18 protein-coding genes are annotated in these 22,801 nt (G+C 41.1%); 4 read left to right on the top strand and 14 right to left on the bottom strand.

What is annotated here, in order from left to right:
• Positions 1-77 precede the first annotated feature (77 nt).
• Together PNEUHYL_RS11275 and PNEUHYL_RS13490 are read right to left on the bottom strand one after the other, a co-directional pair.
• Positions 78-7,058 carry a YadA-like family protein gene (locus PNEUHYL_RS11275; protein ID WP_059368412.1) on the bottom strand — a complete coding sequence of 2,327 codons (6,981 nt, stop codon included), beginning with the start codon at positions 7,056-7,058 and terminating at the stop codon, positions 78-80.
• Between the two features lie 10 nt (positions 7,059-7,068).
• Entirely contained in the window at positions 7,069-7,224 is a 156-nt protein-coding gene (locus tag PNEUHYL_RS13490; protein ID WP_157888079.1) for a hypothetical protein, read from the bottom strand.
• A gap of 390 nt (positions 7,225-7,614) precedes the next feature.
• Here PNEUHYL_RS13490 and PNEUHYL_RS11270 point away from each other — a divergent pair, with 390 nt between their 5' ends.
• Together PNEUHYL_RS11270 and gorA are read left to right on the top strand one after the other, a co-directional pair.
• Positions 7,615-8,010: a helix-turn-helix domain-containing protein gene (locus tag PNEUHYL_RS11270; RefSeq protein ID WP_059368407.1), complete on the top strand. Its 396-nt coding sequence runs from the start codon at positions 7,615-7,617 to the stop codon at positions 8,008-8,010.
• Positions 8,011-8,585: 575 nt separating this feature from the next.
• The gene (gorA, locus tag PNEUHYL_RS11265) at positions 8,586-9,959 is read left to right on the top strand and encodes a glutathione-disulfide reductase (protein ID WP_059368402.1); all 1,374 of its coding nucleotides are present in this window, start codon (positions 8,586-8,588) and stop codon (positions 9,957-9,959) included.
• A gap of 90 nt (positions 9,960-10,049) precedes the next feature.
• On the opposite strand, the gene PNEUHYL_RS11260 is transcribed toward gorA, so the two are convergent.
• The 10 genes from PNEUHYL_RS11260 to eno all read right to left on the bottom strand — a co-directional run bounded on the left by PNEUHYL_RS11260 (position 10,050) and on the right by eno (position 18,407).
• Positions 10,050-10,859 carry a class II glutamine amidotransferase gene (locus PNEUHYL_RS11260; RefSeq protein ID WP_059368400.1) on the bottom strand — a complete coding sequence of 270 codons (810 nt, stop codon included), beginning with the start codon at positions 10,857-10,859 and terminating at the stop codon, positions 10,050-10,052.
• 129 nt (positions 10,860-10,988) lie between these two features.
• Positions 10,989-11,372, bottom strand: a complete 384-nt coding sequence (locus PNEUHYL_RS11255) for a cytochrome b562 (protein WP_059368398.1) — start codon at positions 11,370-11,372, stop codon at positions 10,989-10,991.
• A 124-nt stretch (positions 11,373-11,496) separates the two neighbouring features.
• A complete protein-coding gene (gene murQ, locus PNEUHYL_RS11250) occupies positions 11,497-12,408 on the bottom strand; it encodes an N-acetylmuramic acid 6-phosphate etherase (protein WP_059368396.1) in 912 nt (303 codons plus the stop codon).
• A 102-nt stretch (positions 12,409-12,510) separates the two neighbouring features.
• Positions 12,511-13,359 (bottom strand): DMT family transporter, encoded by an 849-nt coding sequence (locus PNEUHYL_RS11245; RefSeq protein WP_059368395.1) that lies wholly within the window; start codon positions 13,357-13,359, stop codon positions 12,511-12,513.
• Between the two features lie 111 nt (positions 13,360-13,470).
• On the bottom strand, positions 13,471-14,652 hold the full coding sequence (locus PNEUHYL_RS11240) for a glutathionylspermidine synthase family protein (RefSeq protein WP_059368392.1): 1,182 nt from the start codon (positions 14,650-14,652) through the stop codon (positions 13,471-13,473).
• A gap of 1 nt (position 14,653) precedes the next feature.
• Positions 14,654-15,256, bottom strand: coding sequence for a hypothetical protein (locus tag PNEUHYL_RS11235; RefSeq protein ID WP_059368390.1), 603 nt, complete (start codon positions 15,254-15,256; stop codon positions 14,654-14,656).
• A complete protein-coding gene (locus PNEUHYL_RS11230) occupies positions 15,253-15,957 on the bottom strand; it encodes an HAD-IA family hydrolase (RefSeq protein ID WP_059368388.1) in 705 nt (234 codons plus the stop codon). The genes PNEUHYL_RS11235 and PNEUHYL_RS11230 overlap by 4 nt, the downstream gene beginning before the upstream one ends.
• Positions 15,958-16,377: a DUF2251 domain-containing protein gene (locus tag PNEUHYL_RS11225; RefSeq protein WP_059368386.1), complete on the bottom strand. Its 420-nt coding sequence runs from the start codon at positions 16,375-16,377 to the stop codon at positions 15,958-15,960.
• Positions 16,378-16,385: 8 nt separating this feature from the next.
• Positions 16,386-17,024 carry an NUDIX hydrolase N-terminal domain-containing protein gene (locus PNEUHYL_RS11220; protein WP_059368384.1) on the bottom strand — a complete coding sequence of 213 codons (639 nt, stop codon included), beginning with the start codon at positions 17,022-17,024 and terminating at the stop codon, positions 16,386-16,388.
• A 72-nt stretch (positions 17,025-17,096) separates the two neighbouring features.
• Entirely contained in the window at positions 17,097-18,407 is a 1,311-nt protein-coding gene (gene eno, locus PNEUHYL_RS11215; RefSeq protein ID WP_059368383.1) for a phosphopyruvate hydratase, read from the bottom strand.
• A gap of 214 nt (positions 18,408-18,621) precedes the next feature.
• On the opposite strand from eno, the gene PNEUHYL_RS11210 reads away from it, so the two are divergent.
• Complete coding sequence (locus PNEUHYL_RS11210; RefSeq protein ID WP_077664005.1) at positions 18,622-19,524, top strand: glycerophosphodiester phosphodiesterase family protein; 903 nt, start codon at positions 18,622-18,624, stop codon at positions 19,522-19,524.
• A gap of 92 nt (positions 19,525-19,616) precedes the next feature.
• Here the strand turns inward: PNEUHYL_RS11210 and purB are convergent, their stop codons facing one another.
• Together purB and hflD are read right to left on the bottom strand one after the other, a co-directional pair.
• Positions 19,617-20,984 carry an adenylosuccinate lyase gene (purB, locus tag PNEUHYL_RS11205; RefSeq protein WP_059368377.1) on the bottom strand — a complete coding sequence of 456 codons (1,368 nt, stop codon included), beginning with the start codon at positions 20,982-20,984 and terminating at the stop codon, positions 19,617-19,619.
• Positions 20,985-21,017: 33 nt separating this feature from the next.
• Complete coding sequence (gene hflD / locus PNEUHYL_RS11200; RefSeq protein ID WP_059368879.1) at positions 21,018-21,641, bottom strand: high frequency lysogenization protein HflD; 624 nt, start codon at positions 21,639-21,641, stop codon at positions 21,018-21,020.
• A gap of 147 nt (positions 21,642-21,788) precedes the next feature.
• Here hflD and trpS point away from each other — a divergent pair, with 147 nt between their 5' ends.
• The gene (gene trpS / locus PNEUHYL_RS11195; RefSeq protein ID WP_059368373.1) at positions 21,789-22,793 is read left to right on the top strand and encodes a tryptophan--tRNA ligase; all 1,005 of its coding nucleotides are present in this window, start codon (positions 21,789-21,791) and stop codon (positions 22,791-22,793) included.
• Positions 22,794-22,801 lie beyond the last annotated feature (8 nt).

Here is a 22,801-nt window from a genome sequence, read left to right as displayed (position 1 = left end):
TCTCCTCCCTTTGTAAAAGCCTCAAAAAATAAGGCTAACTTTTTGGGTTAGCCTTCATATTGTCAATTATGGAGTGATTACCACTGATAACCTACGCCAACAGAGCCGCCAAGATCGCCACGGGTATTGGCATTACCTTGTAATTTCAAGATAAGTTTACCATTATCACTTGCACGGGAGTAGCCCACTGCAACTGCATTTTGACCTTTGAAAGTACCTGCGGATGCCGCTACCATTGATTTACCCGGAATGTAAACTTGTGGTAAGCCTGCTGCTGCATTCGCTCCCGCGATACCACCACGGAGATCTTTGTTCATCTTATTCATACGGTTGTTGATGTTGCCTACAGTGCCTTTCAACTGGCCGACATTGACTGCATCAGTACTTGCAGTACCGGCTGCAACATTTGTTACTTTTGTTGGTGAACCGTCTGCTTTAGACACTTTCACATCGCCGTTTTCATCCCCACCAATGATTGGACCTTTGTCCCCGCCAACCTGAACATTTTCAAATACAGGTTTTGTTGATGTCGCAATAGTAATATCTTTTCCGGAACGTGTAATCACAACGTTTTTACCTGCATTGATATTTACCTTGCTACCAGGATTTACACGGGTAGGTGCTGTATCACCGATAACTTCACCACCAACACTGGCGGAGTTTAGCTCCCAACCGGAACCGTTAATTGCACTTGCAACATCTTCAACAGTTGCAAGCGGTTTCGAACCGTTTGCATTGTTAAATTCAGCTTTACCGGTTGTCGTATTTGCGTACACATTACCGGCTGCGTTATTTGCCATCTGAGTTGCATCAACTCTCACCGTGATATTGCGTGTACCGTTAGCATCTGTTGAGCCCGTTACTGTAACAGCACCATCACCACTGAATTTCACATGATTTGCATTTTTCACCGTATCAATGTAGCCGTTACCGCTTGTTTCAACAACCCACCCCATGTTTTGTAGGTCACGCACTGTTGCTGCTGAATCCGGTGTTGTTGCATTAGTTAAGTCAACTAATGTTTTATTTTCAACCGGTGTTGATGCATTACCATCCGGGTTAGTTACAACATTTGTCGTATTCAGTGTAGAGCCTACGCCTGTGATTTGCGTTGGTTTACCGTCTGTTGTGATATTCAGCGCATTTTCAGGCTGTTCTGCATTGTTAGTTGCAGGTGTCGCTTTATCTGCATTGAAATCTACTTTCGGTGCTGTTGGGTTCGATACATTGCCTACAGTTAATGTCGTTGCATTTGCGTGGTTCACCGTAATGTTGTTATCTAACGCATAAGTGAATGTGCCGTTCTCTTGTTTCACACGAAGGTTTTTACCCGCATTGAATGTGATAGTATCACCAGCTTTCACTTTATAGTTATCTTTACCGACTTGATCGACAAAGTCTGTATCATCTCTGCCAATCGTTGCGTTAAATGACGCATTGTTCACTAAGTTTGCCACTTCACTTGCGTTTAATAACAAGTCAGGTTGTGCAACTTTCACCGTACCATTGTCATTTACCGAACCAGTTGTGGTGTTCACTTTCACACCTTCCGGTGTTACCGCAATTGTGTTATCCGCCGATTTGATGTCATAAGTTACATTGAAGGTATCTGGTTGACCATTTTCACCTTTTGTAACCGTTACATTAGCTTTCGTACCATTGCCATTAACGTAGTTAACCGTATCACCTGGATTTACTAGTGCTTTCTCACCTGCAGTCGTATTCATGAACCAACCTGTGTTATTCACCGTATTGGCTACATCTTCCACTGTTGCAAGTGGTTTAGTATTGTTATGGTTATCAAACTCCGCTTTACCGGTTGTATTGTTCGCAGACACATTACCTGCCGCATTATTCGCTACTGCGGTCGCATTCACATTAAATGAGATATTCGCGCCACCTTTGTCATTCGCAACAACCGTTGATGTGATCGTATTAGAATCTACAAAGTTGACTTGCTCATCAGGTGAAATACGTTCAACCACAGCACCACTTGCATTACCTAGTTTCCAACCCGCATTCACATAATCGTTTAATTGCTCAAACGCTGCCGTGATGTTGGTCGCCGGTGCTGCTGGTACTGTATAGTTCTCACTAGGTGCTAAACCCGTGGTATTTAATGTACGCTCAAATCCTTCAACTTTACCTGTTGTTGTATTAAATGTTGTATTACCGCCGAAGATGTTTGTAATTGAATCACCCAGTCTATACAACTGGCTACCATTTACCGCATCAGAACTATCTTTAGAAATAGTACCATTTGCGACACCTGTAATCTTATCGCCATTCACATCTAAGCCGTCAGGACCTGATGTGATATTCGTTGAGTGATTTGAATCAGAGACATTACCTACCGTTAATGTTGTCGTGTTTGTATGAGTAAACGTTACATTATCCGTGGTCGAAATATTAAAGGTTGCGTTATTTTGTTCAATCTTAATATTTTTACCTGCGTTGTAAGTCACTGTATCGCCAGCTTTGATTGGTTGTGAACCTGTACTGCTGAACTCACCATTTGTACCCGTTATATTACCTGCAGCCGCATTCCAGTGTACGTTATTGATAGTATCAACAATATCACCTACGGTTGCAATTTTATTACTGTTATCAACTGGGTTACCCGCTTCTACAGTGGTTGCATTTGCTCTACCGTCAGTTACGGTTGAGTTACCCGTTACTTGATTAACAATGTTAGTGGCATTTGCAACTAATTTACCGTCAACCACTTTAATGGTGTTGTCGTCTACGTTCACATTGTACGTCACGTTGCTTACCGTACCGTTTTCGTTAGTCTCAACAAGCGCTGTAGTCGCTGTACCATTCACAAAGTTTACTGAGTCATACGGTTTCACAAAATCACGCGCTTGACCATTATTTTGTAAGTTCCAACCTGAATTCAGGATATCGCCTACTGTCGCGGCGTTCGTAATATTCAAGGTTGACGGTAACGTTTGTGATTTAGTGATCTCATCACCAACTTTGTACTCATCATTGTTATTCGTGTTCGGTAAATTAGGGTTTAAACCACTAATCGTGCCGTTAGTAATAGTAGTGTTACCCACAGTGATATTACCTACGTCAATATCTCTAGATAAGCCAAACGCAATCGTTTTGCCTGTTTGGTTAACCACTAAGTTTTTACCCGCAACAAAATCAAGCGTATCACCCGCTTTTACCGTCGTTGTGCCGTTAGTCGCTTCAATTTGCTCATCTTTGTTCGTTGCATTCACTGTGTGGAATACGTTATTCACTAAGTTAGTGATTGTGGTTGCATTTAACGTATCACCACCTTTCGTTGCATCCGGTAATTCTGCTTTACCTGTTGTGGTATTTGCAACTGCGTTGGTCGTATTCACATCGTAAGTCACATTAAAGACATCCGGATTACCTCTTTCACCTTTAGTTACTGTGACATTTGCTTTTGTGCCATTACCATCAACATAGTTAAGCGTATCGCCCGGGTTCACTAATGCATCTGGGACATCTTGGCCGTCTTTATCTTTTGCGTTTGTTTTCCAACCGCTATCGTTGATTGCACTTGCAACATCTTCTACTTTTGCAATAGTACCGTTAGTAGTATTGGATGCAACTTTACCAGTGATGCTGTTTGCGCTGATATCACCCGTTTTCACACTCACTGTGCCGTTGTTAGCTTCTGTAGTTGTGTTATCGCCGTTAATGATATTGCTTACATTCGCTTTTAATCGACCGTTCTCATCTAATACGATAGTTGCGTTATCGTATTTTGCTGTTACGGTAATCTTGCGAACATCGCCGCCATTCCAACCGATTACAGTAATCGCATCGCCACCTACAAAGTCAACTTCATTTGCATTTTTCACGGTGTTGGTGTAGTTGTTGTCAGACGCTTTCACCACCCAACCTAAATTGGTTAAGTCACGTACTGTTGCCGCTGAATTGAGAGTATTATCCGGTAAGTTAGTGAGACCCACTAACTTGTCGTTACCTTCCGTTCCCGCTAGAGTAATGTTGAATACTACATCTTTCTTATCACCTGTATTGGTTGGTACATCACCCACATTCAATACTGACCCCACACCGGTAATTTGAGTCGGTTTGCCCGCCGTCGTGATATTCAACGCATTTTCAGGCGCAGTCGCATTCGGATTCACATTTGCCGGCGTTGCTTTCTCCGAATTGAAATCTACTTTCGGTGCATTAGAGTCAGAAACATTACCTACCGTCAACGTTGTAGCATTTGCTTGGTTCACTGTGATGTTTTCACTTAAACCGTAAGTGATGTTATGACCATCTTGGTTAATCTCTAGGTTTTTACCCGCTTTATAGGTAACTGTATCACCTGCTTTCACTGGTTTAGTATTGTGCCCGCCGCTTGTGACTTGATCATTATTTTTCACTGTTGTCACGTTAAATGACGCATTGTTCACCAAGTTCGCTACTTCACTTGCGTTTAATAACAAGTTAGGTTTCTCAACTTTCACCGTACCATTGTCATTTACCGAACCAGTTGTGGTGTTCACTTTCACACCTTCCGGTGTTACCGCAATTGTCTCATCCGCCGGTTTGATGTCGTAGCTTACGTTTACCGTATCTTTGCCATCTTGACCTTGCATCACAGTTACATTCGCTTTCGTACCATTACCGTTTACGTAGTTTACTTGGTCACCCGGATTGATGAGTTGGTCTGTAGGGTTGTTAACTTCATTTCCGTCTTTATCAAATACTTTTGTTGGGGTAGTTTTCCAACCGCTGCCATTGATTGCGCCAGCAACATCTTCTACTTTCGCAATTGTACCGTTAGCAGTATTGGACTCAGCTTTACCTGTGGTGGTGTTTGCTGTGACATCACCGGTTTTCACACTTACTGTGCCGTTGTTGGCTTCTGTCGTTGTGTTATCGCCGTTAATGACATTGCTTAGATTCGCTTTTAAGTTACCGTTCTCATCTAATACGATGGTTGCGTTATCGTATTTCACGTTAAACGTGATATTCGACGTTTTACCATCTGTACCAATCACAACATCTGTCGCCGTACCGTTAGCAAAATTCACTGTATCATACGCTGCAACGAAGTCTTTCGCTTCACCATTACCTTGTAGGTTCCAGCCTGCGTTTAAAACATCTTTTACTGTTGCTGCTTCGTTACCTTTGTTAGTAATATCAGTTGGTGCAGTTTGTTCATTTTTATTGTCACTACTTGGGTTAGCTACTTTACTTGTATCCGGTAAATGGCTGGTTAAGTTAGATAATGTATTTGAATCCAATGAACTAATTGTAATTGAACCATCGCTGTTAGTCGTAAGGTTAATATTATTACCGGCTGTATAAACCGGGCTTGAAATATTTACTAACGTTTTATTATCAGCTGTCTTGCTCACATTAACTGTGGTTGCACCACTACCTATAAAATCAACACGATCCCCAAAGCGAACATTATTTACACCATTGCCCGAGTGATCTGTTTGATCACCTATCGTCCAGCTCCCTGTTGCCAAAACGTGATATAACTGGCTACCGTTAATAGCATCAGTTGAATTTTCAGTAATACGACCCGCAGCAACATTTTGAACTTGTCGTTCTCCCCCATTCTTACCCACAGAGACGACATAGTTAGTATCATTATTCACACCTGCAAAGCCACTGTAATTTATCCCATTTACACTGGCACTATTTGTTGGTGTCGCTGCGGACGTTATTGCATCAGCACCAAGTGCTACAGAGTCAGCCAAGGTAGCATTTGCACGAGCCCCTAGAGCTGTAGCATTTGCTGCTCCTGATATAGTAGCTCCCACACCAAGAGCGGTTCCGTCTTTACTGTTTTCTACTTTCGAATTACGACCACCAGAAAATCCACCTTCACTATTTAGAACGTTTGCACCAGGTCCAACCGCTGTCGCTGAAACGGAGCCATTAACTACAGCAAATGTACCTAAAGCCACACCGGATCGACTGCTATCTACCTTAGCATTACGTCCTAAAGCTGTTGCCTGTTGTGAACCTAAAATATTCGTATATGGACCAACTGTGACACCGAATTCGCTATTATCTACATTAGCATTACGTCCCACTGCAACAGAATTGTTACTAACATTTGCTTTTGCATATGTACCAACGACCGTAGAAGCAACACTATCTAAAGCTTTGGCATTACGTCCCACTGCAATCGCCTGTTCTGAGCGATTTATTTCAGACCAAGGACCTACATTAGTAGCAAGTTGAGAATTATCAACTTTCCCATGAGGACCAACATTTATTGCACCATAACTCTGATTAGTAATCGTATTTGTACCAACACTTGAACTATAACCACTATTTGTTACATTTACACCATAAGATCCTATGGCACTTGCATAATCACTGTTAGTTACATTACCGCGATTCCCCACCAAAATACCACGAGCACTCGCATTTACATTACTACGCGAACCGACCTGAACACCTTGCTCTGATTTCGTCACATTAGATTGAGAACCAATAACATAACCTTCTAAACTTGCATTATCAACTTTTGAGAAACGCCCTAATGCAACAGATTGCATTGAGCCAGCTTCTGAACTTTGACCTATCGAGATACTATAACGCCCAGTTGGTCTCGCAACCCACTCGCCACTATACTCAAGTCTGGTTACCTCTGTGTTATAGCTTTTTGATAACGATCCTCCTATAGGGACATAGTCTAATAATGCACCGGTTTTACTATCGTAAATATAGAGCGGCTTAGTTGCATTAGTTACATTAACCTCTTTATCCTTACCCTCACCAATGAACTTTACTTGCCCTGGTGCAATCCCTATTGAATATTCCCCCATCGGGTTACCAAATGGATCGGTTTGCACCACGATTTCCGGTGCTTTTGTGCCTGCTGAGTTAGACCCCCATATCACAGCATCACCAGATATCGCAGCCTGAGCCGTACTCCCTAATAACGTTGCACCTGCTGTTGTCAAAGAAATAGCTAAAAGGGAAATTTTTTTTCCGGAAGAGGATTTTGATTTTCCCTTAGCCTTGCTTAATTCAGACACTGCTACCCAAGATTGCGTAGCGTGATTCCAAATGACTCGGAAAATTTTATTCATAAATGTTCACCTATTTTAATTTAATATTGTAATTTTTCTTTACTTTGGAAAGTAATTTATATGTGACTTTCTCACGTTGTGGCGTATTATCGTAAGGAATTCCGACTTTGGGTGTTGTCGTAAAGGCAGCATCTGATACTGACTTAAAGTTAATGATATTTTTCACTCAACTTTCCATTGTATAGTAATTCGGTTGATTTTTAGAGGCTCTCACTAAAGACTCTCACTAAAGACTCTCAAGAAACTTGGGAACACCATATCTGTTCACGACTTCCTTAGATAAGCTACCACACATTTTTTCATGCTGTTACTTGCTTTGTCAGTCTTAAGCTAAACTCACAAATGCAGTGAGAATAAAAATCATTGGTGCAAGAAAATACACCCGTTGAAGGTATTACTCCTAAAAGTGTCAATAAAATGTGTTTTTCATCAGGCACTCCTTTTGATTTTGGCACCAATAACAAATATAATACAAAACAGGATTGACATAATGTAGCCACTACAATAGCTATTGCCTACACTGTCAGTGGGTATTTCTTCAACGCAAATAAAGAAAATGAGTGTAAACGAAAAGATTCGGAAAATCCGAGAAGCAAGGGGATGGTCTCAAGAGCAAATGGCGGAAAAACTGAATATGTCGCTAAATGGTTATGCGAAAATTGAGCGTGGAGAGAGTAAAATCTATTTGTATAAGCTTGAACAAATCGCCCATGTGTTTGATATCGATGTAGTAGAGCTGATGCAGTCTGATGGTAAGAATATTTGTTTTCAGATAAACGAAAATTCATATTTGAGTACGAATTATTACGGTGATAATGAAGCTTTAATGATTGAGAATGAGAGGCTAAAGTTATCGTTATCGTACAATCAACAGCTATTAGAGCAGAAGGATAATGAGATCCAACTTCTTAAAGAGATGGTTTCTCTATTAAAACAAGATAAACAATCATAATTTGATCTTCTACAGATAAATTGATTAAAGCAGTCTTTAAGAGTGTTATTAGAATAAAATATGAGTGTTTTCTTTATTTTGTTTAGATTGAATTTGATGTTCATATTCTAAATGGAAAGCACTCACTGTTGTTATAACTTGTCATCTCTAGTTTATCTTCTGCCTATCATTCCTACTCGGGCCGTTTTAAATGCCGCTTCGATGTATCAGATATTCCCCTTTTCTTAATCTTGTAATGCAGATTTTTCTTTTTATTCAATTATTCCTTGATTATATAGTTTACGAAAACGATAGAACTTCCTTAAACAGCTCTAATATTTTCGAAATAAGGTAGGTTTCGACATACATAATAAAATTTTCTACTAAATAGTTAATTCAATGGAGATTGTAGCGTTTCCAAGTTATTAGACCTTTGTGCAACTACTACATAATAACATGGAAGTGTCAAAATACGATAAAAAATGACCGCACTCTTATTTTGATATAGACATTCCCAATTATACTAATTTATAGCTTTATTTACGAAATTTCGGCAGAATGTAGCAAATTTTTATATTCGGAAAAAGGATGAAACGATGACTAAACATTATGACTATATTGCTATTGGTGGCGGCAGTGGCGGTATTGCTTCAATTAATCGTGCGGCGAGCTATGGTAAAAAATGTGCGATTATTGAAGCAAAATATTTAGGCGGAACCTGTGTAAATGTAGGCTGCGTGCCGAAGAAAGTGATGTTTTATGGCGCACAGATCGCAGAAGCCATTAACCACTATGCACCGGATTATGGTTTTGATGTGAATGTGAAAAAATTTGATTTCGAGAAACTTATTGAAAGCCGCCAAGCCTATATCAGTCGTATTCACACTTCTTACAATAACGTGTTAGCTAAAAATAACGTTGATGTGATTAACGGATTCGGTAAGTTTGTTGATGCGCATACCATTGAAATAACTTTTGCAGATGGTTCAACCGAGCGTGTAACGGCAGATCATATCTTAATTGCGACAGGGGGCAGACCGTTCCGCCCTCATTCGGTAAAAGGGCAAGAATATGGTATTGATTCGGACGGTTTCTTTGCATTAAAGGCATTACCGAAACGCGTGGCAATTATTGGGGCTGGCTATATTGCCGTGGAGATTGCCGGAGTATTGAATAGTCTTGGCTCGGAAACTCATTTGGTGGTACGTCGTCATGCCCCAATGCGTAATCAAGATCCGTTAATTGTAGAAACCTTACTTGAGGTGTTGGAACAGGATGGTATCGCGTTGCATAAACATACAACGGTTCAGGAAATCATTAAAAATGCAGATGATTCTCTCACGGTAAAATTTGATCATGAACGGAGCCTAACGGTAGATTGTGTTATTTGGGCGGCAGGTCGTGAACCGGCAACGGATAAAATCGGTTTAGAGCATGCCGGTGTAGAAACGAACGAACGTGGTTATGTTAAAGTCGATAAATATCAAAATACCAATGTGAAAGGCATTTATGCGGTAGGCGATATCATTGAGGGCGGCATTGAATTAACGCCGGTGGCGGTGGCGGCAGGTCGCCGTTTATCCGAGCGTTTATTCAATAACAAACCTAACGAGCACTTGGATTATAATCTTGTGCCGACCGTGGTATTTAGTCATCCGCCGATTGGCACGATTGGCTTAACCGAACCGCAAGCCATTGAACAATATGGCGAAGGAAATGTAAAAGTATATAAATCTTCCTTTACGGCGATGTACACTGCGGTTACTCAGCATCGCCAACCTTGTCGAATGAAATTAGTCTGCGTGGGCAAAGATGAAAAAATAGTTGGCTTGCACGGAATCGGCTATGGTGTGGATGAAATGATTCAAGGTTTTGCGGTCGCAATCAAAATGGGTGCAACAAAAGCAGATTTTGATAATACGGTGGCGATTCATCCGACCGGTTCGGAAGAATTTGTTACAATGCGTTAATTTTTTCGAGAATAATAAAAAAGTGCGGTTAATTTTAACCGCACTTTTGTTTGTTGATGAATGAAACCTATTGGTGTAAATCCAACGGAATCATAGTGTGCCGTCATCTACCGCTTCTTTCTCTACGCCGATAATTTCTGCCACTTTATCCCCATCTTTGAACAAGACGAAACCGCCGTTTTCCATTTTTGTCCAAGATTCATCCTTTGTGAGCGGGAAGGTGGTGATAATAGTGACTTTATCACCGGCTTTGGCATAATCGTTAAAATCAATAACACCATCATCATCAATACGACAGGCTTTACCGAAAGGTGCTTTTCGCGTGAGGTAATGCAAATTGGTTGCGCAGTGGGCGAGCATCCATTCACCGTTAGAGAGGATAAAATTGAATGTGCCGTGTGTTGCCAGTTTTTTGGTAATATCTTGAATCGCCTCAAAAATTTGCATATCCGTCGGTTTTTTACGAAAGCGATTTTTTAAATATTCAGCCATGTAACAAAACGCGGCTTCAGAATCGGTTGAACCTATCGGTTGGCAGAAACTCTCGGACATATCCGGTAGATCTTTTAAATTACCATTATGGGCAAACACCCAATTTTCCCCCCAAATTTCGCGAATAAAAGGATGGGTATTTTCAATATTTATCTCGCCCTGTGTGGCTTTACGAATGTGTGCAATCACATTGAGTGATTTTATTTGATATTGTTTTACACAATCGGCGATTGGGGAATGGGAGGCGGGACGATTATCTCGAAAAATCCGTACTCCTCGCCCTTCAAAAAAAGCGATACCGAAACCGTCGGAATGACATCCTGTTAAGCCTGCACGACGACGAAAACCTTCAAAAGAAAACACGATATCTGTTGGCGTGTTACAGTTCATGCCAAGTAATTGACACATAAAACCCTTCTAAAAATGACTAAATGAATAACCCTATAAGAGGTGTAGATTTAACACCATTATAGGGTTGATTTCAAGAGAGATAAGCGGGGATTTTTAGACAAAAAAATTACATAAAATAGCGTAAAGCTATTTATATAATTTATGATACATTTTTCTGAGTTCCGGTAGCTCGTTGAGCTTTTCTTTCGCTTCATTTAATTTATTCTGTTTCGCTAATTCCGATGCTTGCGTGGCAATATCAATGACTTTTTGTAAACCTTGTTGGTAGCCTGAAAATTGTGAGGTATCGCCGTTCCATTTCGGCGGCAGGGTCGCTTTGGATTTTTCTGCTGCATCAATAAATTTTGTCATGCTGTTTTGAAATTCTTCAACGGAGTCGGCACGATTAGCAAAATTTAAACGTTGCGCCATAATAATCATTTCATCACGAAGATTAATGGCGTCTGTTGATGAAGCAAAAGTAGAAATGGCAGTGATGGCAACGGCAATAAAAGTAAAAAGTTTTTTCATAGTATGTTCCAATTTTGTTCCTATATAGAATTGATTATGCTATTTAAAAATCAATATGATAAATAGCGGGACAGATTTTATCCTATCAGTAAAAATGCGGTCAAATTTAACCGCACTTTTCCCTTTATTTTGTCAACGCTTTCCGCAAATGCCCTTTTTCTTTCTCTAATAATGCTTGGGAAGTATTTTTATCCAAGCCGCTTAAAATCATCATAATAGCCAATTTTGCGTTTTGTTCGGCAAGAATAAGATTTTTTTCTGCGGTAGTTTCATCACAATCGGTCGCCAGCATAACAATGCGAATAGCGCGTGCTTTAAGTTTTTCATTGCTGACTTGTACATCCACCATTAAATTTTCATAGCACTTACCGAGCAAAATCATTGATGCCGTCGTCAGCATATTTAGTACTAATTTTTGTGCCGTACCTGATTTTAAACGGCTGGAGCCTGTTAAGATTTCTGCACCGACAACGGTATCAATGGCAATATCGGCGATTTGAGCCATTGCCGAATGCGGGTTGCTGGCGATAGAGATGGTTACGGCACATTGTTGTTTGGCATAATGTAATGCGCCTAAAACATAAGGCGTACGCCCACTGGCGGCAATGCCGACCAAAACATCGTTAGCTGAAAATTTGATTGTGCGTAAATCGTCGATTGCCGCAGTTTGGCTATCTTCAGCGCCTTCTACAGGATGGCGAATAGCAAGCTCTCCGCCTGCAATAATCCCTTTCACCATTTCACCGCTTACACCAAAAGTAGGCGGACATTCAGAGGCATCGAGAACGCCTAAACGTCCGCTTGTGCCGGCGCCTATATATATCAATCTCCCCCCTTGCTGAAATGCCTTTACAATGACTTCTACCGCTTGGGCAATTTGGGGTAATACCCGTTCAATAGCAAGGGGGATTTGACGATCCTCTTGGTTCATGAGGGTGACGATTTCTAGGGCAGAAAGCTGATCGATATTCATCGAACGGGGATTACGTTGTTCGGTGATTAGGGTTGAAAGCGTTTGAAGAAGTTGTTCGTTCATACTTGTTCCGATTTAAGTGGGTAGGGTGGAAACCATCGTATTATGTTATTGCAAATAATGTGGGATAAATCTCTCGTTTATGTATCGCGTGTGGTTTCTTTTTTACTTTTTCAAATTTGACCACGCAACCGCAAGCAGGATAATTGAACCGCCGATCAGCATTTTTACGCTAGGCGTTTCGCCAAACAACCACCATGCCAATGCAATGCTGTAAACAGGTTCAAGCGAGATAATCATTGAGGCAGTACGGGCGTTGATGGTGTCAAGGCTGGAAATAAACAGAGTATAAGCCACACTGGTGCATAAAAAACCGATACAGAAGATCCAAAACCAGTCTATTGCCGACACAGCGAATAATTTGTCGCCGGAGAAAGGCAGTAAGAAAATTGCCGCCGCTAAATATTGCCAAAAACTGGCTTGCAGACCTGAAAGTTTACTCATGCTTTTACGGTTTACCACGGCAAGTATGCCATAAGCAACCGCAGATAAAATGCCCCAGAGTAACCCTTGGGTATTTTCACTGCTGAAATTGAAATCCGGTGTTACCAAAATTAAACCGATGGTGATGGCTATCAGTAAGATAATATCTTTGGCGTATAATTTTTCTTTGAAAAAAACAGACTCAAATAGGGCGACAAAAGCGGGAAAACTGGCAAAACCCAGCGTGGCTAATGCTACGCCGCCTACTTTTACGGCGACAAAGAACGTAACCCAGTGGATAGCCAGTAACACTCCGGAGAGCATTAGTTGCCCAAATTGCCCTTTCGTTATTTTGGCAAGCGGTTGTTTTTGGTAAAGGAAATATAAAATTAAAATAGCGGAGGCAATTAAAACCCGTCCGAGTACGAGCGTGTCCGCCTCGCTTGTGGTTAATGCCCCAAAAATGCCGGACGCACCAAAAAGCACTGCCGTGCCATGTACTTTTAATAATGCTAAATTGTATTTGTTCATTGAGTTGTACATTGATCAGTGATGACGATATTAGATAAACAAAAAAGCGGCAGGTTATTCTGCCGTTTTTAGTTTCTCAATTTTCCTTTATTTTGTCTGTTCTCGGTTAAATTATGGTACAAAATAATGCGGGACGAAATGACTATCGTTGCCCGTCACTGCGGTGAAATCTTCACGTAATCCCATGCCGCACGCCACATCACCAATGACCCAAGAGCCGATAACAGGATACATACCATCAAAATTTGGCAGCTCAAATTTCTGTTGATAAATATAACCGGACGTATCATAGAACGCTGAGTGTTCGCTACCTTTAGCGGCAAATTCTACGCCATTATTTTTTTCATAATAGAATAGGTTAGCCCCTTCCCGACCAAGCAGTGGTTTTTTTACCCAAATGGCATTGCGATCGGTAATATCAAATTTGTTGAAATAAGCAGGCAGTAAATTCGGGTGATTAGGATAACGCTGCCATAATTTTGCGAGTAATGCTTTGTTACTTAATAACATTTTCCAAGCCGGCTCAATAAAATGCGTATTGGCTGTCGGGATATGTTGAGCAAACTCCGCCCCGCTTAACCATTCCAAAGGATAGAGTTTGAAAAGCATTTCAATCGGCGTGTCGTTTAAATCAACAAATTCTTTGCTGTCTTTGTTATAACCAATGTCTTCCACTGCAAGTTGGTGGATATGCCAGCCGGCATTATAAGCAACGTCTGCAAGGTAATCTAAATTGCCCCAGTCTTCTCGTCCGGCTTCTTGCATGGCACTGAAATAGAAATCGCTTTTTCCGCTCTGTTGTTTGAGAAAGCTGAAATGTTTGAGTAATTCTTCGTGGATCCAATTAAATTGGTCACGATGTTGTAACCCTTCAATTTGCTCCAGCCATTGCCATTGCACGACAGCGGCCTCTAATAAAGACGTCGGCGTATCGGCATTGTATTCAAACATTTTTAAATTTTCACCGTCATAACCAAAATCAAAACGTCCGTATAAATAGGGCGCTTGTTTATGCCATGAGTCTTCAATCAGCTGCTTTTGTAAATCGGTGAAACGATAATAGGCATAATCGCCTTGCTTGATTTCATCGGCAACAAAATTTAAACACATTGAGTGAAGTTCATTGGTGGTATCTTCAATACGATCGATCTCAGCCAAGGTAAATTCGTAGGCGACATTATCCGACCAATAGTGAGAACCGTCGCTGGAAGGTAAATTGTAATAATCAAACCCCACATCTAACAGTTGTTGCACCATATCAGGGCGGGTAGGAAAACCGCTTATGCGTTTCATCTTACCCTCCGCTACTACGGTTTGAATGGCTTGGGCTGCTAAAGCCGCCGCGTGCAATTGGTTTGCTGTTCATACTCCCCGCTTTGCCTTTTACCAACATAGGTTTCCCCACAGAACGATTAGTTTGAGGTTGGATAACTTGCCCGCTAGGGGTAGAAACCGCACGATTGCCCGGATGATAGCTCGGCCCGAGGAAATTACTAATGGCTTGAGCTGCCACATAACCCATCACACCGCCGGCAATAGCGGCACCCAAAGAGGGATCATCGCTTTCTACGTTGGCGGAGGTTTCTCCGGTCGCATTATTTTGCTCAGTTTGAGTTTGATTGGCATTTTGCCACTCATTGTTATTGGTATTTTCACCGTTATTACGCAATCCTAAACCGGAAAGCGAATTGCCGTTTTGTGATTGTTGGTTTGCATTTTGCGCTTGCGTTTGCGTATTTTCGGTTGTTTTATCCGCTTCGCATAATTCAATTTTTTTCCAATCGGCAAGGCAGTCGTCAAGGGAATGGTACACATCACGTTGTACTTCTTCCTCCGAACAACCGCCAAGTAAGGCGACAATAGAGAGTGTAACGAGGATTTGATTTTTCTTTTTCATAATAATAACAGTTCAGTTAAGTGATTGATTTCTAAAGTTGGTAGTAGGGTAGCTGTGGTGAAGTCAGCGATCTGATTATCAGATAAATTAATCCACACCGCTTGGCAACCCGCTTGGATTGCTCCCTGTACATCCGTGGTTAGGTGATCGCCCACATGCAGAATTTCCTGTGGTGAAACATTAAAATAATCGGCGGTTTGTAGGAATAAATCTTTGTGGGGTTTCGCTCTGCCATGCTCGCCGCCACGCAGAACCAGATCAAATTGTGATAAACCTATGCGTGAAGGAGCAACGTTGCCATTTGTAATAACACTGAGCTTATAGCGGTTTTTTAATTCATTTAGTATGCGAAATGTCTCTTGCGGTAAATCAATTTGATGACGCCAATGCAGAAATTCATTCATCGCAAGGGATAAAGTGCGGTCAATTTCTACCGCACTTTTGTTTTGTGCATGTAAAAATTGGCGTAATGCTTCTTTTCGCCACTCTGTGACATCTTCGCTTAATAGCGGATTTTCCTGTGCGATACGATCTTTCCAAGCCAACCATTCCGTTTCAAAGGTAGGGCATTGGGTTAGGGTTTGTGTGTATTGTACAAACCGTGAAACCGCGCGGCGAATCACATCACGGTTGTCATAAAGGGTGTCGTCCAAATCAAAGCTGATGACTTTGAAAGGATGTGGATTGCGGTAAAATTTCATTTATTTGATGGTTTTCACGCCAAGCCATTGCTCGGCTTTTTCATTGGTGATTTCTTCCCTTGTCCACATACTCATTAAATTCGGTTGTGGATGTTTGCTACTGTTATAACCGACTAAACGGGCAAAATCAAATACTGCGTGCGGATAACCATTGATTAAAAGTAACGCTAAATAACCGCTTTCATCCCAACAAATTTCCAATTTGCGGGCTTCATGATGATTTGAGGTGGAATCCACATTATAAACGTGCAGGACATCAACGATCGGTTGGGCATTTTGGCGCATATCCAACGCATAAAAATAGCCGGTTTCGCCGTCATCTTCAAACATCACGGCAAGGTGATCATACTGGGTTGAATGAGTGCCGACTTGTTTGGGTTGTCCGAGGAAGAGTTGATCCTCAAGGGTGAGATGTAACATAATTTTTCCTAATCAAATAGTGTTGTCCACGACTTACTATGACGTGCTTGAAAACAAAGTGCAATCTGTGCAGGTGTGTTTTTGGCTTCGTCTAAGGGTGGCAGTTCATCTAACGCAAAATAATCGGATTGCAAGGTTTCGCTGTTTGATTGAAATTCACCACTTAATTGCTCACACATCACAAAGGTTTTTAATACACGATAGGCAAAAGGCGGAAAATTGTGTTTATGTTGATCGTGAATGGCAATAATGAAAGTGGGCTCTACCTCAAGTCCCGCTTCTTCTTTTACTTCTTTTATTGTATTGCTATGAATAGTTTCCAATACATCACACCAACCGCCGGGTAATGACCAAAGCCCATCATTTTCTTGCACCAGCAAAATTTTATCATCTTGGAAAGTTACTGCACGCGTATCCACTTTGGGCGTTTGATAGCCTTCTTCACTGCAAAAAAGATTTTTCACGGTTTCTGTTGGGAGTGCCGTTTTATAGCTTAGCATTTCCGCAGAGAGATCACGTAAGCGTTCATAACGTTCAATATCGTAGATATTTTTACAATAAGTGAGACCGTTTTGTGCAATGCTTTGGATTTCAATCGCCCAAGTGAGCCAAGGCTCGGTTAGCAGTGAATGAGTGGGTATAGTCATAAAAACACCTTAAAAAAACACCGCACTTTTTCCTAAAAGTGCGGTGCGATTTCGGTTTAAATCAACCAAAGATTAGGCTTGACCTTTCACCGCTTTTAAACCCGGGAAAGTTGCCGGTGTGCCGGCACGCTCTAAGGCTTCTTCAATACGGATTAATTGGTTATATTTCGCTACACGGTCAGAACGGCTCATCGAACCGGTTTTGATTTGACCTGCTGCTGTACCTACCGCTAAATCAGCGATAGTGGCATCTTCGGTTTCACCTGAGCGGTGAGAAATGACCGCAGTATAACCTGCATCTTTTGCCATTTTAATTGCCGCTAAGGTTTCAGTTAAAGAACCGATTTGGTTGAATTTGATTAAGATAGAGTTTGCAATACCTTTCTCAATTCCTTCTTTTAAGATTTTGGTATTGGTTACAAATAAGTCATCACCGACTAATTGTACTTTGTCGCCAAGTACTTTAGTTTGGTATGCAAAACCATCCCAGTCAGATTCGTCTTGACCGTCTTCGATAGACACGATTGGGTATTCTTTGCAAAGTTCTTCAAGATAGTGTGTGAATTCTTGAGAAGTGAATGAACGACCTTCGCCTTTCATTTCATATTTGCCGGTTTCTTTGTTGTAGAACTCGGAAGAGGCGCAGTCCATCGCTAAGGTAACATCTTTACCTAATACGTAACCGGCTTTTTCTACCGCTTCTTTGATACAAGCCAAAGCGTCTGCGTTCGAGGCAAGATTTGGTGCAAAACCGCCTTCATCACCAACCGCTGTACTCATACCTTTTGCTTTTAATACTTTAGCAAGATTGTGGAATACTTCCGCACCGATACGAAGTGCTTCACGTAATGTTTTCGCACCAACCGGTTGGATCATAAACTCTTGGATATCTACATTGTTATCCGCGTGCTCACCACCATTGATGATGTTCATCATCGGTAATGGCATAGAATATACGCCCGGTGTGACGTTGAGTTCGGCAATGTAAGCATAAAGCGGTAAGCCTTTAGCTGCGGCTGCCGCTTTTGCATTTGCTAAAGAAACCGCTAAGATTGCGTTTGCGCCGAAGTTGGATTTATTGTCCGTACCGTCTAAATCGATCATGATTTGGTCGATTTCAGCTTGGTTTGAGGCATTTTTACCCACTAATGCTTCGGCAATAGGGCCGTTTACTGCTGCAACCGCTTTTAATACACCTTTACCTAGGAAACGTGATTTATCGCCATCGCGTAATTCCAATGCTTCACGTGAACCGGTTGATGCGCCTGATGGAGCTGCCGCTAAACCAACGAAACCGCCTTCTAAATGAACTTCGGCTTCAACAGTTGGGTTACCACGTGAGTCAATGATTTCACGTCCAATCACTTTAATGATTTTTGCCATTTTAGCTTTCCTCTATTTAAGACTAACAAAAGATACTGGCGCATATATTAGAATGAATTTCAGAATTTGTCTCTTAAAAAATATGATATTGATAAATAAACATTATAAATACAACAAAAACTAAACAATCCCGATACAAGTTTGAATCATTTTATTGTCATAAATCTATTTTAGAATAAATTCAGCGATATACCGCCTAATATAGGAGATTATTATGTTTATTTACCGAATTTTATTTTCCGCATCGATGATTATATTCCTGCCGAAAATCTTGTATGCAACTGAATTATCCTTTTCAAGTTCTGCTCAACAGTTACAATTGATTGCTCATCGCGCCGGAAAAGATGATGCTCCCGAAAATACTTCATTTGCAATCAATGAAGCGCTGAAAAATAAAGCAGATGCAATTTGGATTACTATTCAATTATCAAAAGATAACATTCCCGTTCTATATCGTCCTAAAGATTTATCGGTAAATACCAATGCTAAAGGGGTTGTCTCAGAATATTCTGCCGCTGAATTAAAAAAATTGGATGCGGCATATTATTTCAAACCGAATGATGGTTACCCCTATCGCAATAAAGATATTGGTATTCCCAGTTTAGACGATATTTTAACGTCTTATCCGGAAACCTTTTTCTATTTGGATCTCAAATCGCCCGATGCTGATCCTATCAGTATGAAAAATGCGCTGTTACAAGTGCTGACCAAACATAAGGCGTTTAACCGAGTGAGAGTGTATTCTACAAATAAAGCATTTACAGAGATGTTATCAGCTGAAATACCGGTTTTTGCTTCACGGGATCTTACCCGACAATATTTAGTCGAAACGGCATTAAATAGTAATCACTGCCCGACACCGTTAAAAGCGGAATACTGGCACGGCTTTGAACTTTATCGGAAAGTTAAAGTCGTTGAAACTTTTACATTGGGAGAAGGGATAAGTGAAGCGCTACTGGCTTGGTCAGCGGAAGATATAAAATGTTTTAGACAAACACCCCAACATATTATTTTATTCGGTATAAAAACCAAAGAAGATCTGGATTTGGCCAGTAAATTAGGGGTTGATGGTGTGATGGTTGATTCTCCTAAATACTTTTCTTCTTTAATGCATTAATACTTTAGTATTTGGTAATCGAATCAAACATGGTTATTCATAAGTGCGGTCAAAATTCTCACTCAATTTTAACCGCACTTTATCATGCTAAATTACAGTTTTTCCACAAGCTCAACCGCCGCACCGATATAGCTTGCAGGGGTGAGTTGCTGTAAACGGGCTTTTTCTTCAGCCGGAATCTCAAGTTTCTCCACAAATTCCCGCATAGCTTGTTCATCTACGCGTTTGCCGCGTGTGAGCTCTTTGAGTTTTTCATAAGGTTTTTCAATACCATAACGGCGCATTACGGTTTGGATTGGCTCTGCCAACACTTCCCAGTTTTGGTTGAGTTCATCACGCAAATGCTGCTCATTGACTTCTAATTTGCTGATACCTTTACGGGTCGCTGCATAGGCGATTAAACAGTAACCCACGCCCACGCCAAGATTACGTAAGACGGTGGAGTCCGTTAAATCCCGTTGCCAACGGGAAACTGGTAGTTTTTGTCCCAGATGGGTCATCACGGCATTAGCAAGACCAAGATTGCCTTCTGAGTTCTCAAAGTCAATCGGGTTCACTTTATGCGGCATCGTGGAAGAACCGATTTCACCGGCAATAGTGCGTTGTTTGAAATGATTTAATGCAATATAGCCCCAGAGATCTCGATCGAAATCAATGATGATGGTGTTGAAACGCACGATGGTATCAAAATATTCGGCGATGTAATCATGAGGTTCAATTTGTGTCGTGTAGGGGTTCCAATTCAAGCCGAGCGAGGTAACAAATTCTTCGCTAAATTTATGCCAATCGAGATCCGGATAAGCAGATAAGTGGGCGTTGTAGTTGCCCACCGCACCGTTAATTTTGCCAAGAATCTCATTTTGTTGTAGTTGTTTGAATTGGCGGCGTAAACGATAGACCACATTTGCCATTTCTTTTCCGACAGTCGTAGGGGAAGCCGGCTGACCATGTGTGCGTGAAAGTAATGGAATAGTTTTGTATTCGTTTGCAAGGCGGGTGATTTCATCAATGAGTTTTTGCCATTCCGGTAAAATCACAGTATCACGTGCTGTTTTTAGCATTAATGCATGAGAAAGATTGTTGATGTCTTCGGAAGTGCAGGCAAAGTGAATAAATTCTGAAACGTTTGCTAATTCCGGTAAGGCTTCGCTTTTTTCTTTTAAGAAATATTCCACCGCTTTTACATCGTGATTAGTAGTGCGCTCAATTTCTTTAATGCGTTCTGCATCTTTTAGGCTAAATTCGCTGACAATGTTATTGAGGTAATCGTTTGCCTCTTTAGATAAATGAGACACTTCCGGAATTGCGGCGGTCGCGGCTAATTTTTGTAACCAGCGAATTTCAACGGTCACGCGGAATTTAAGTAAACCGAATTCACTAAAAATGTCGCGAAGTGCGGTTGCTTTGTCTTGGTAACGCCCATCAATTGGGGAAATCGCAGTCAGTGCGGAAAGTTGCATAAAATACTCCGGTGTATTAAGGGATGTTGATCATTAAGAATAAATTGTTGAATAGATTTCCTTCGCGACATTAATTATTTTGCTGCGGAAGAATAATAATCGCCATTTATTGCCACCTACTTGTCGCCATAGCACGGTAGCACGAATACCGGCAAGCAAACAGGCTCGAACTTTGTCTTGCACAAATTGTTGTTGTAGATAATTTTCGTCACCAACAATATGAATTCGTCGTCCTAAAGGGCTAATTACATCAATATAAATATTAGCCATAATGGACATCATCTGTTCGTCAAGCAATTTGTGATACGCCAGTTGTTCCTGCAAGCGTTGAATACGTTGTGCCAGTTCGGATTTTGCTTTAGGGTTTTTATTCAGGATATTTTCCAAGCCCAATAAATTGCTCCAATAATTTACGATATTTTTATCATCAAGGGTGGACAGTTGTTCAATAAGTGTTTCCAAACCTAGTTTTAGATAATGAATTTGCCCACCAAAAACGGCAAGCGTGTTTTCCGGTTGGGTTTGAAAAAGAGAATTGATGGTAGCGTGAAAAGCATCCTGATTTTCCACTTTGCCTTTCATCGCAAGTTGATTGACCAATGCAGTGGATTGATAAATGCCGGCAAGAGCCAGCGCCATATCATGGTAATTTGTCATATAAAAAATGTAATAGGCGTGATAAACAGGCTGAAATTGCACGCAATATAGCATTTTTACCGCGTGTTTTGAACTATCTCATTAAAAAAGAAGCGATCTTTTGATATGATACCGCCAATTTATTTTTAAGATGAGAAAGGATAAGTTATGGTAAAACCAATCGTATTTAGCGGAGTGCAGCCTTCCGGCGAGTTGACTATCGGGAACTATTTAGGCGCATTGCGCAATTGGGTAAAAATGCAAGAGGATTATGAGTGTATTTTCTGCGTGGTTGATTTACATGCGATCACGGTGCGTCAAGATCCCGCCGCACTTCGTAAGGCAACCCTTGATGTTGTGGCGCTATATTTAGCCTGCGGTATTGATCCGAACAAAGCGACAATTTTTGTTCAATCCCATGTTCCGGAACATACCCAATTAAGCTGGGTACTGAATTGTTATACTTATTTTGGTGAAATGAGCCGTATGACCCAATTTAAAGATAAATCGGCACGTTATGCGGAAAATATTAATGTGGGTTTGTTTGATTATCCGGTATTGATGGCGGCGGATATTTTGCTTTATCAAGCAAAAAATGTGCCGGTTGGCGATGATCAAAAACAACATCTGGAAATCACACGCGATATTGCCAATCGCTTTAATGCCCTTTATGGGGATATTTTTACTATTCCTGAAATTTTTATCGGTAAAGCCGGTGCACGTATTATGTCATTGCAGGATCCGGAAAAGAAAATGTCAAAATCCGATGATAACCGCAATAATGTGGTGACACTTTTAGAAGATCCAAAATCCGTGGCGAAAAAAATTAAACGTGCAGTGACTGATTCTGATGAGCCGCCTGTTGTTCGTTATGACGTAAAAAACAAAGCGGGGGTATCAAATCTATTGGATATTCTTTCTGCCGTAACGGATAAATCCATTGCTGAACTTGAACAAGAATTTGAAGGTAAAATGTACGGTCATTTAAAAACTGCGGTGGCTGATGAAGTGTCTAATTTACTTGCAGAGTTGCAGGCACGTTTTCATGAATATCGTAGCAATGAAGCCTTGCTTGATGAAGTTCTTCGCCAAGGTGCCGCAAAAGCACGGGCGAAAGCGCAGGAAACTCTCGCAAAAGTGTATGAAGCCGTGGGGTTTGTGGCGGCAAAATAGCGATTAAT

Origin of the sequence: Rodentibacter caecimuris, from assembly GCF_001019715.1 — a bacterium.
Classification (GTDB): domain Bacteria; phylum Pseudomonadota; class Gammaproteobacteria; order Enterobacterales; family Pasteurellaceae; genus Rodentibacter; species Rodentibacter caecimuris.
The sequence above is the reverse complement of the archived record's forward strand: the minus strand, read 5'-3'. Positions and strand labels throughout refer to the sequence as shown.

Bases quoted from the DNA above. Each gene is read 5' to 3' on its own strand.
- PNEUHYL_RS11260 (WP_059368400.1), bottom strand. From the start codon at position 10,859: ATGTGTCAATTACTTGGCATGAACTGTAACACGCCAACAGATATCGTG.
- PNEUHYL_RS11235 (WP_059368390.1), bottom strand. From the start codon at position 15,256: ATGAAAAAGAAAAATCAAATCCTCGTTACACTCTCTATTGTCGCCTTA.
- purB (WP_059368377.1), bottom strand. From the start codon at position 20,984: ATGCAACTTTCCGCACTGACTGCGATTTCCCCAATTGATGGGCGTTAC.
- PNEUHYL_RS11255 (WP_059368398.1), bottom strand. From the start codon at position 11,372: ATGAAAAAACTTTTTACTTTTATTGCCGTTGCCATCACTGCCATTTCT.
- gorA (WP_059368402.1), top strand. From the start codon at position 8,586: ATGACTAAACATTATGACTATATTGCTATTGGTGGCGGCAGTGGCGGT.
- PNEUHYL_RS11230 (WP_059368388.1), bottom strand. From the start codon at position 15,957: ATGAAATTTTACCGCAATCCACATCCTTTCAAAGTCATCAGCTTTGAT.
- murQ (WP_059368396.1), bottom strand. From the start codon at position 12,408: ATGAACGAACAACTTCTTCAAACGCTTTCAACCCTAATCACCGAACAA.
- PNEUHYL_RS11270 (WP_059368407.1), top strand. From the start codon at position 7,615: ATGAGTGTAAACGAAAAGATTCGGAAAATCCGAGAAGCAAGGGGATGG.
- PNEUHYL_RS11220 (WP_059368384.1), bottom strand. From the start codon at position 17,024: ATGACTATACCCACTCATTCACTGCTAACCGAGCCTTGGCTCACTTGG.
- PNEUHYL_RS11210 (WP_077664005.1), top strand. From the start codon at position 18,622: ATGTTTATTTACCGAATTTTATTTTCCGCATCGATGATTATATTCCTG.
- PNEUHYL_RS11245 (WP_059368395.1), bottom strand. From the start codon at position 13,359: ATGAACAAATACAATTTAGCATTATTAAAAGTACATGGCACGGCAGTG.
- eno (WP_059368383.1), bottom strand. From the start codon at position 18,407: ATGGCAAAAATCATTAAAGTGATTGGACGTGAAATCATTGACTCACGT.
- PNEUHYL_RS11225 (WP_059368386.1), bottom strand. From the start codon at position 16,377: ATGTTACATCTCACCCTTGAGGATCAACTCTTCCTCGGACAACCCAAA.
- hflD (WP_059368879.1), bottom strand. From the start codon at position 21,641: ATGACAAATTACCATGATATGGCGCTGGCTCTTGCCGGCATTTATCAA.
- PNEUHYL_RS11275 (WP_059368412.1), bottom strand. From the start codon at position 7,058: ATGAATAAAATTTTCCGAGTCATTTGGAATCACGCTACGCAATCTTGG.
- PNEUHYL_RS11240 (WP_059368392.1), bottom strand. From the start codon at position 14,652: ATGAAACGCATAAGCGGTTTTCCTACCCGCCCTGATATGGTGCAACAA.
- trpS (WP_059368373.1), top strand. From the start codon at position 21,789: ATGGTAAAACCAATCGTATTTAGCGGAGTGCAGCCTTCCGGCGAGTTG.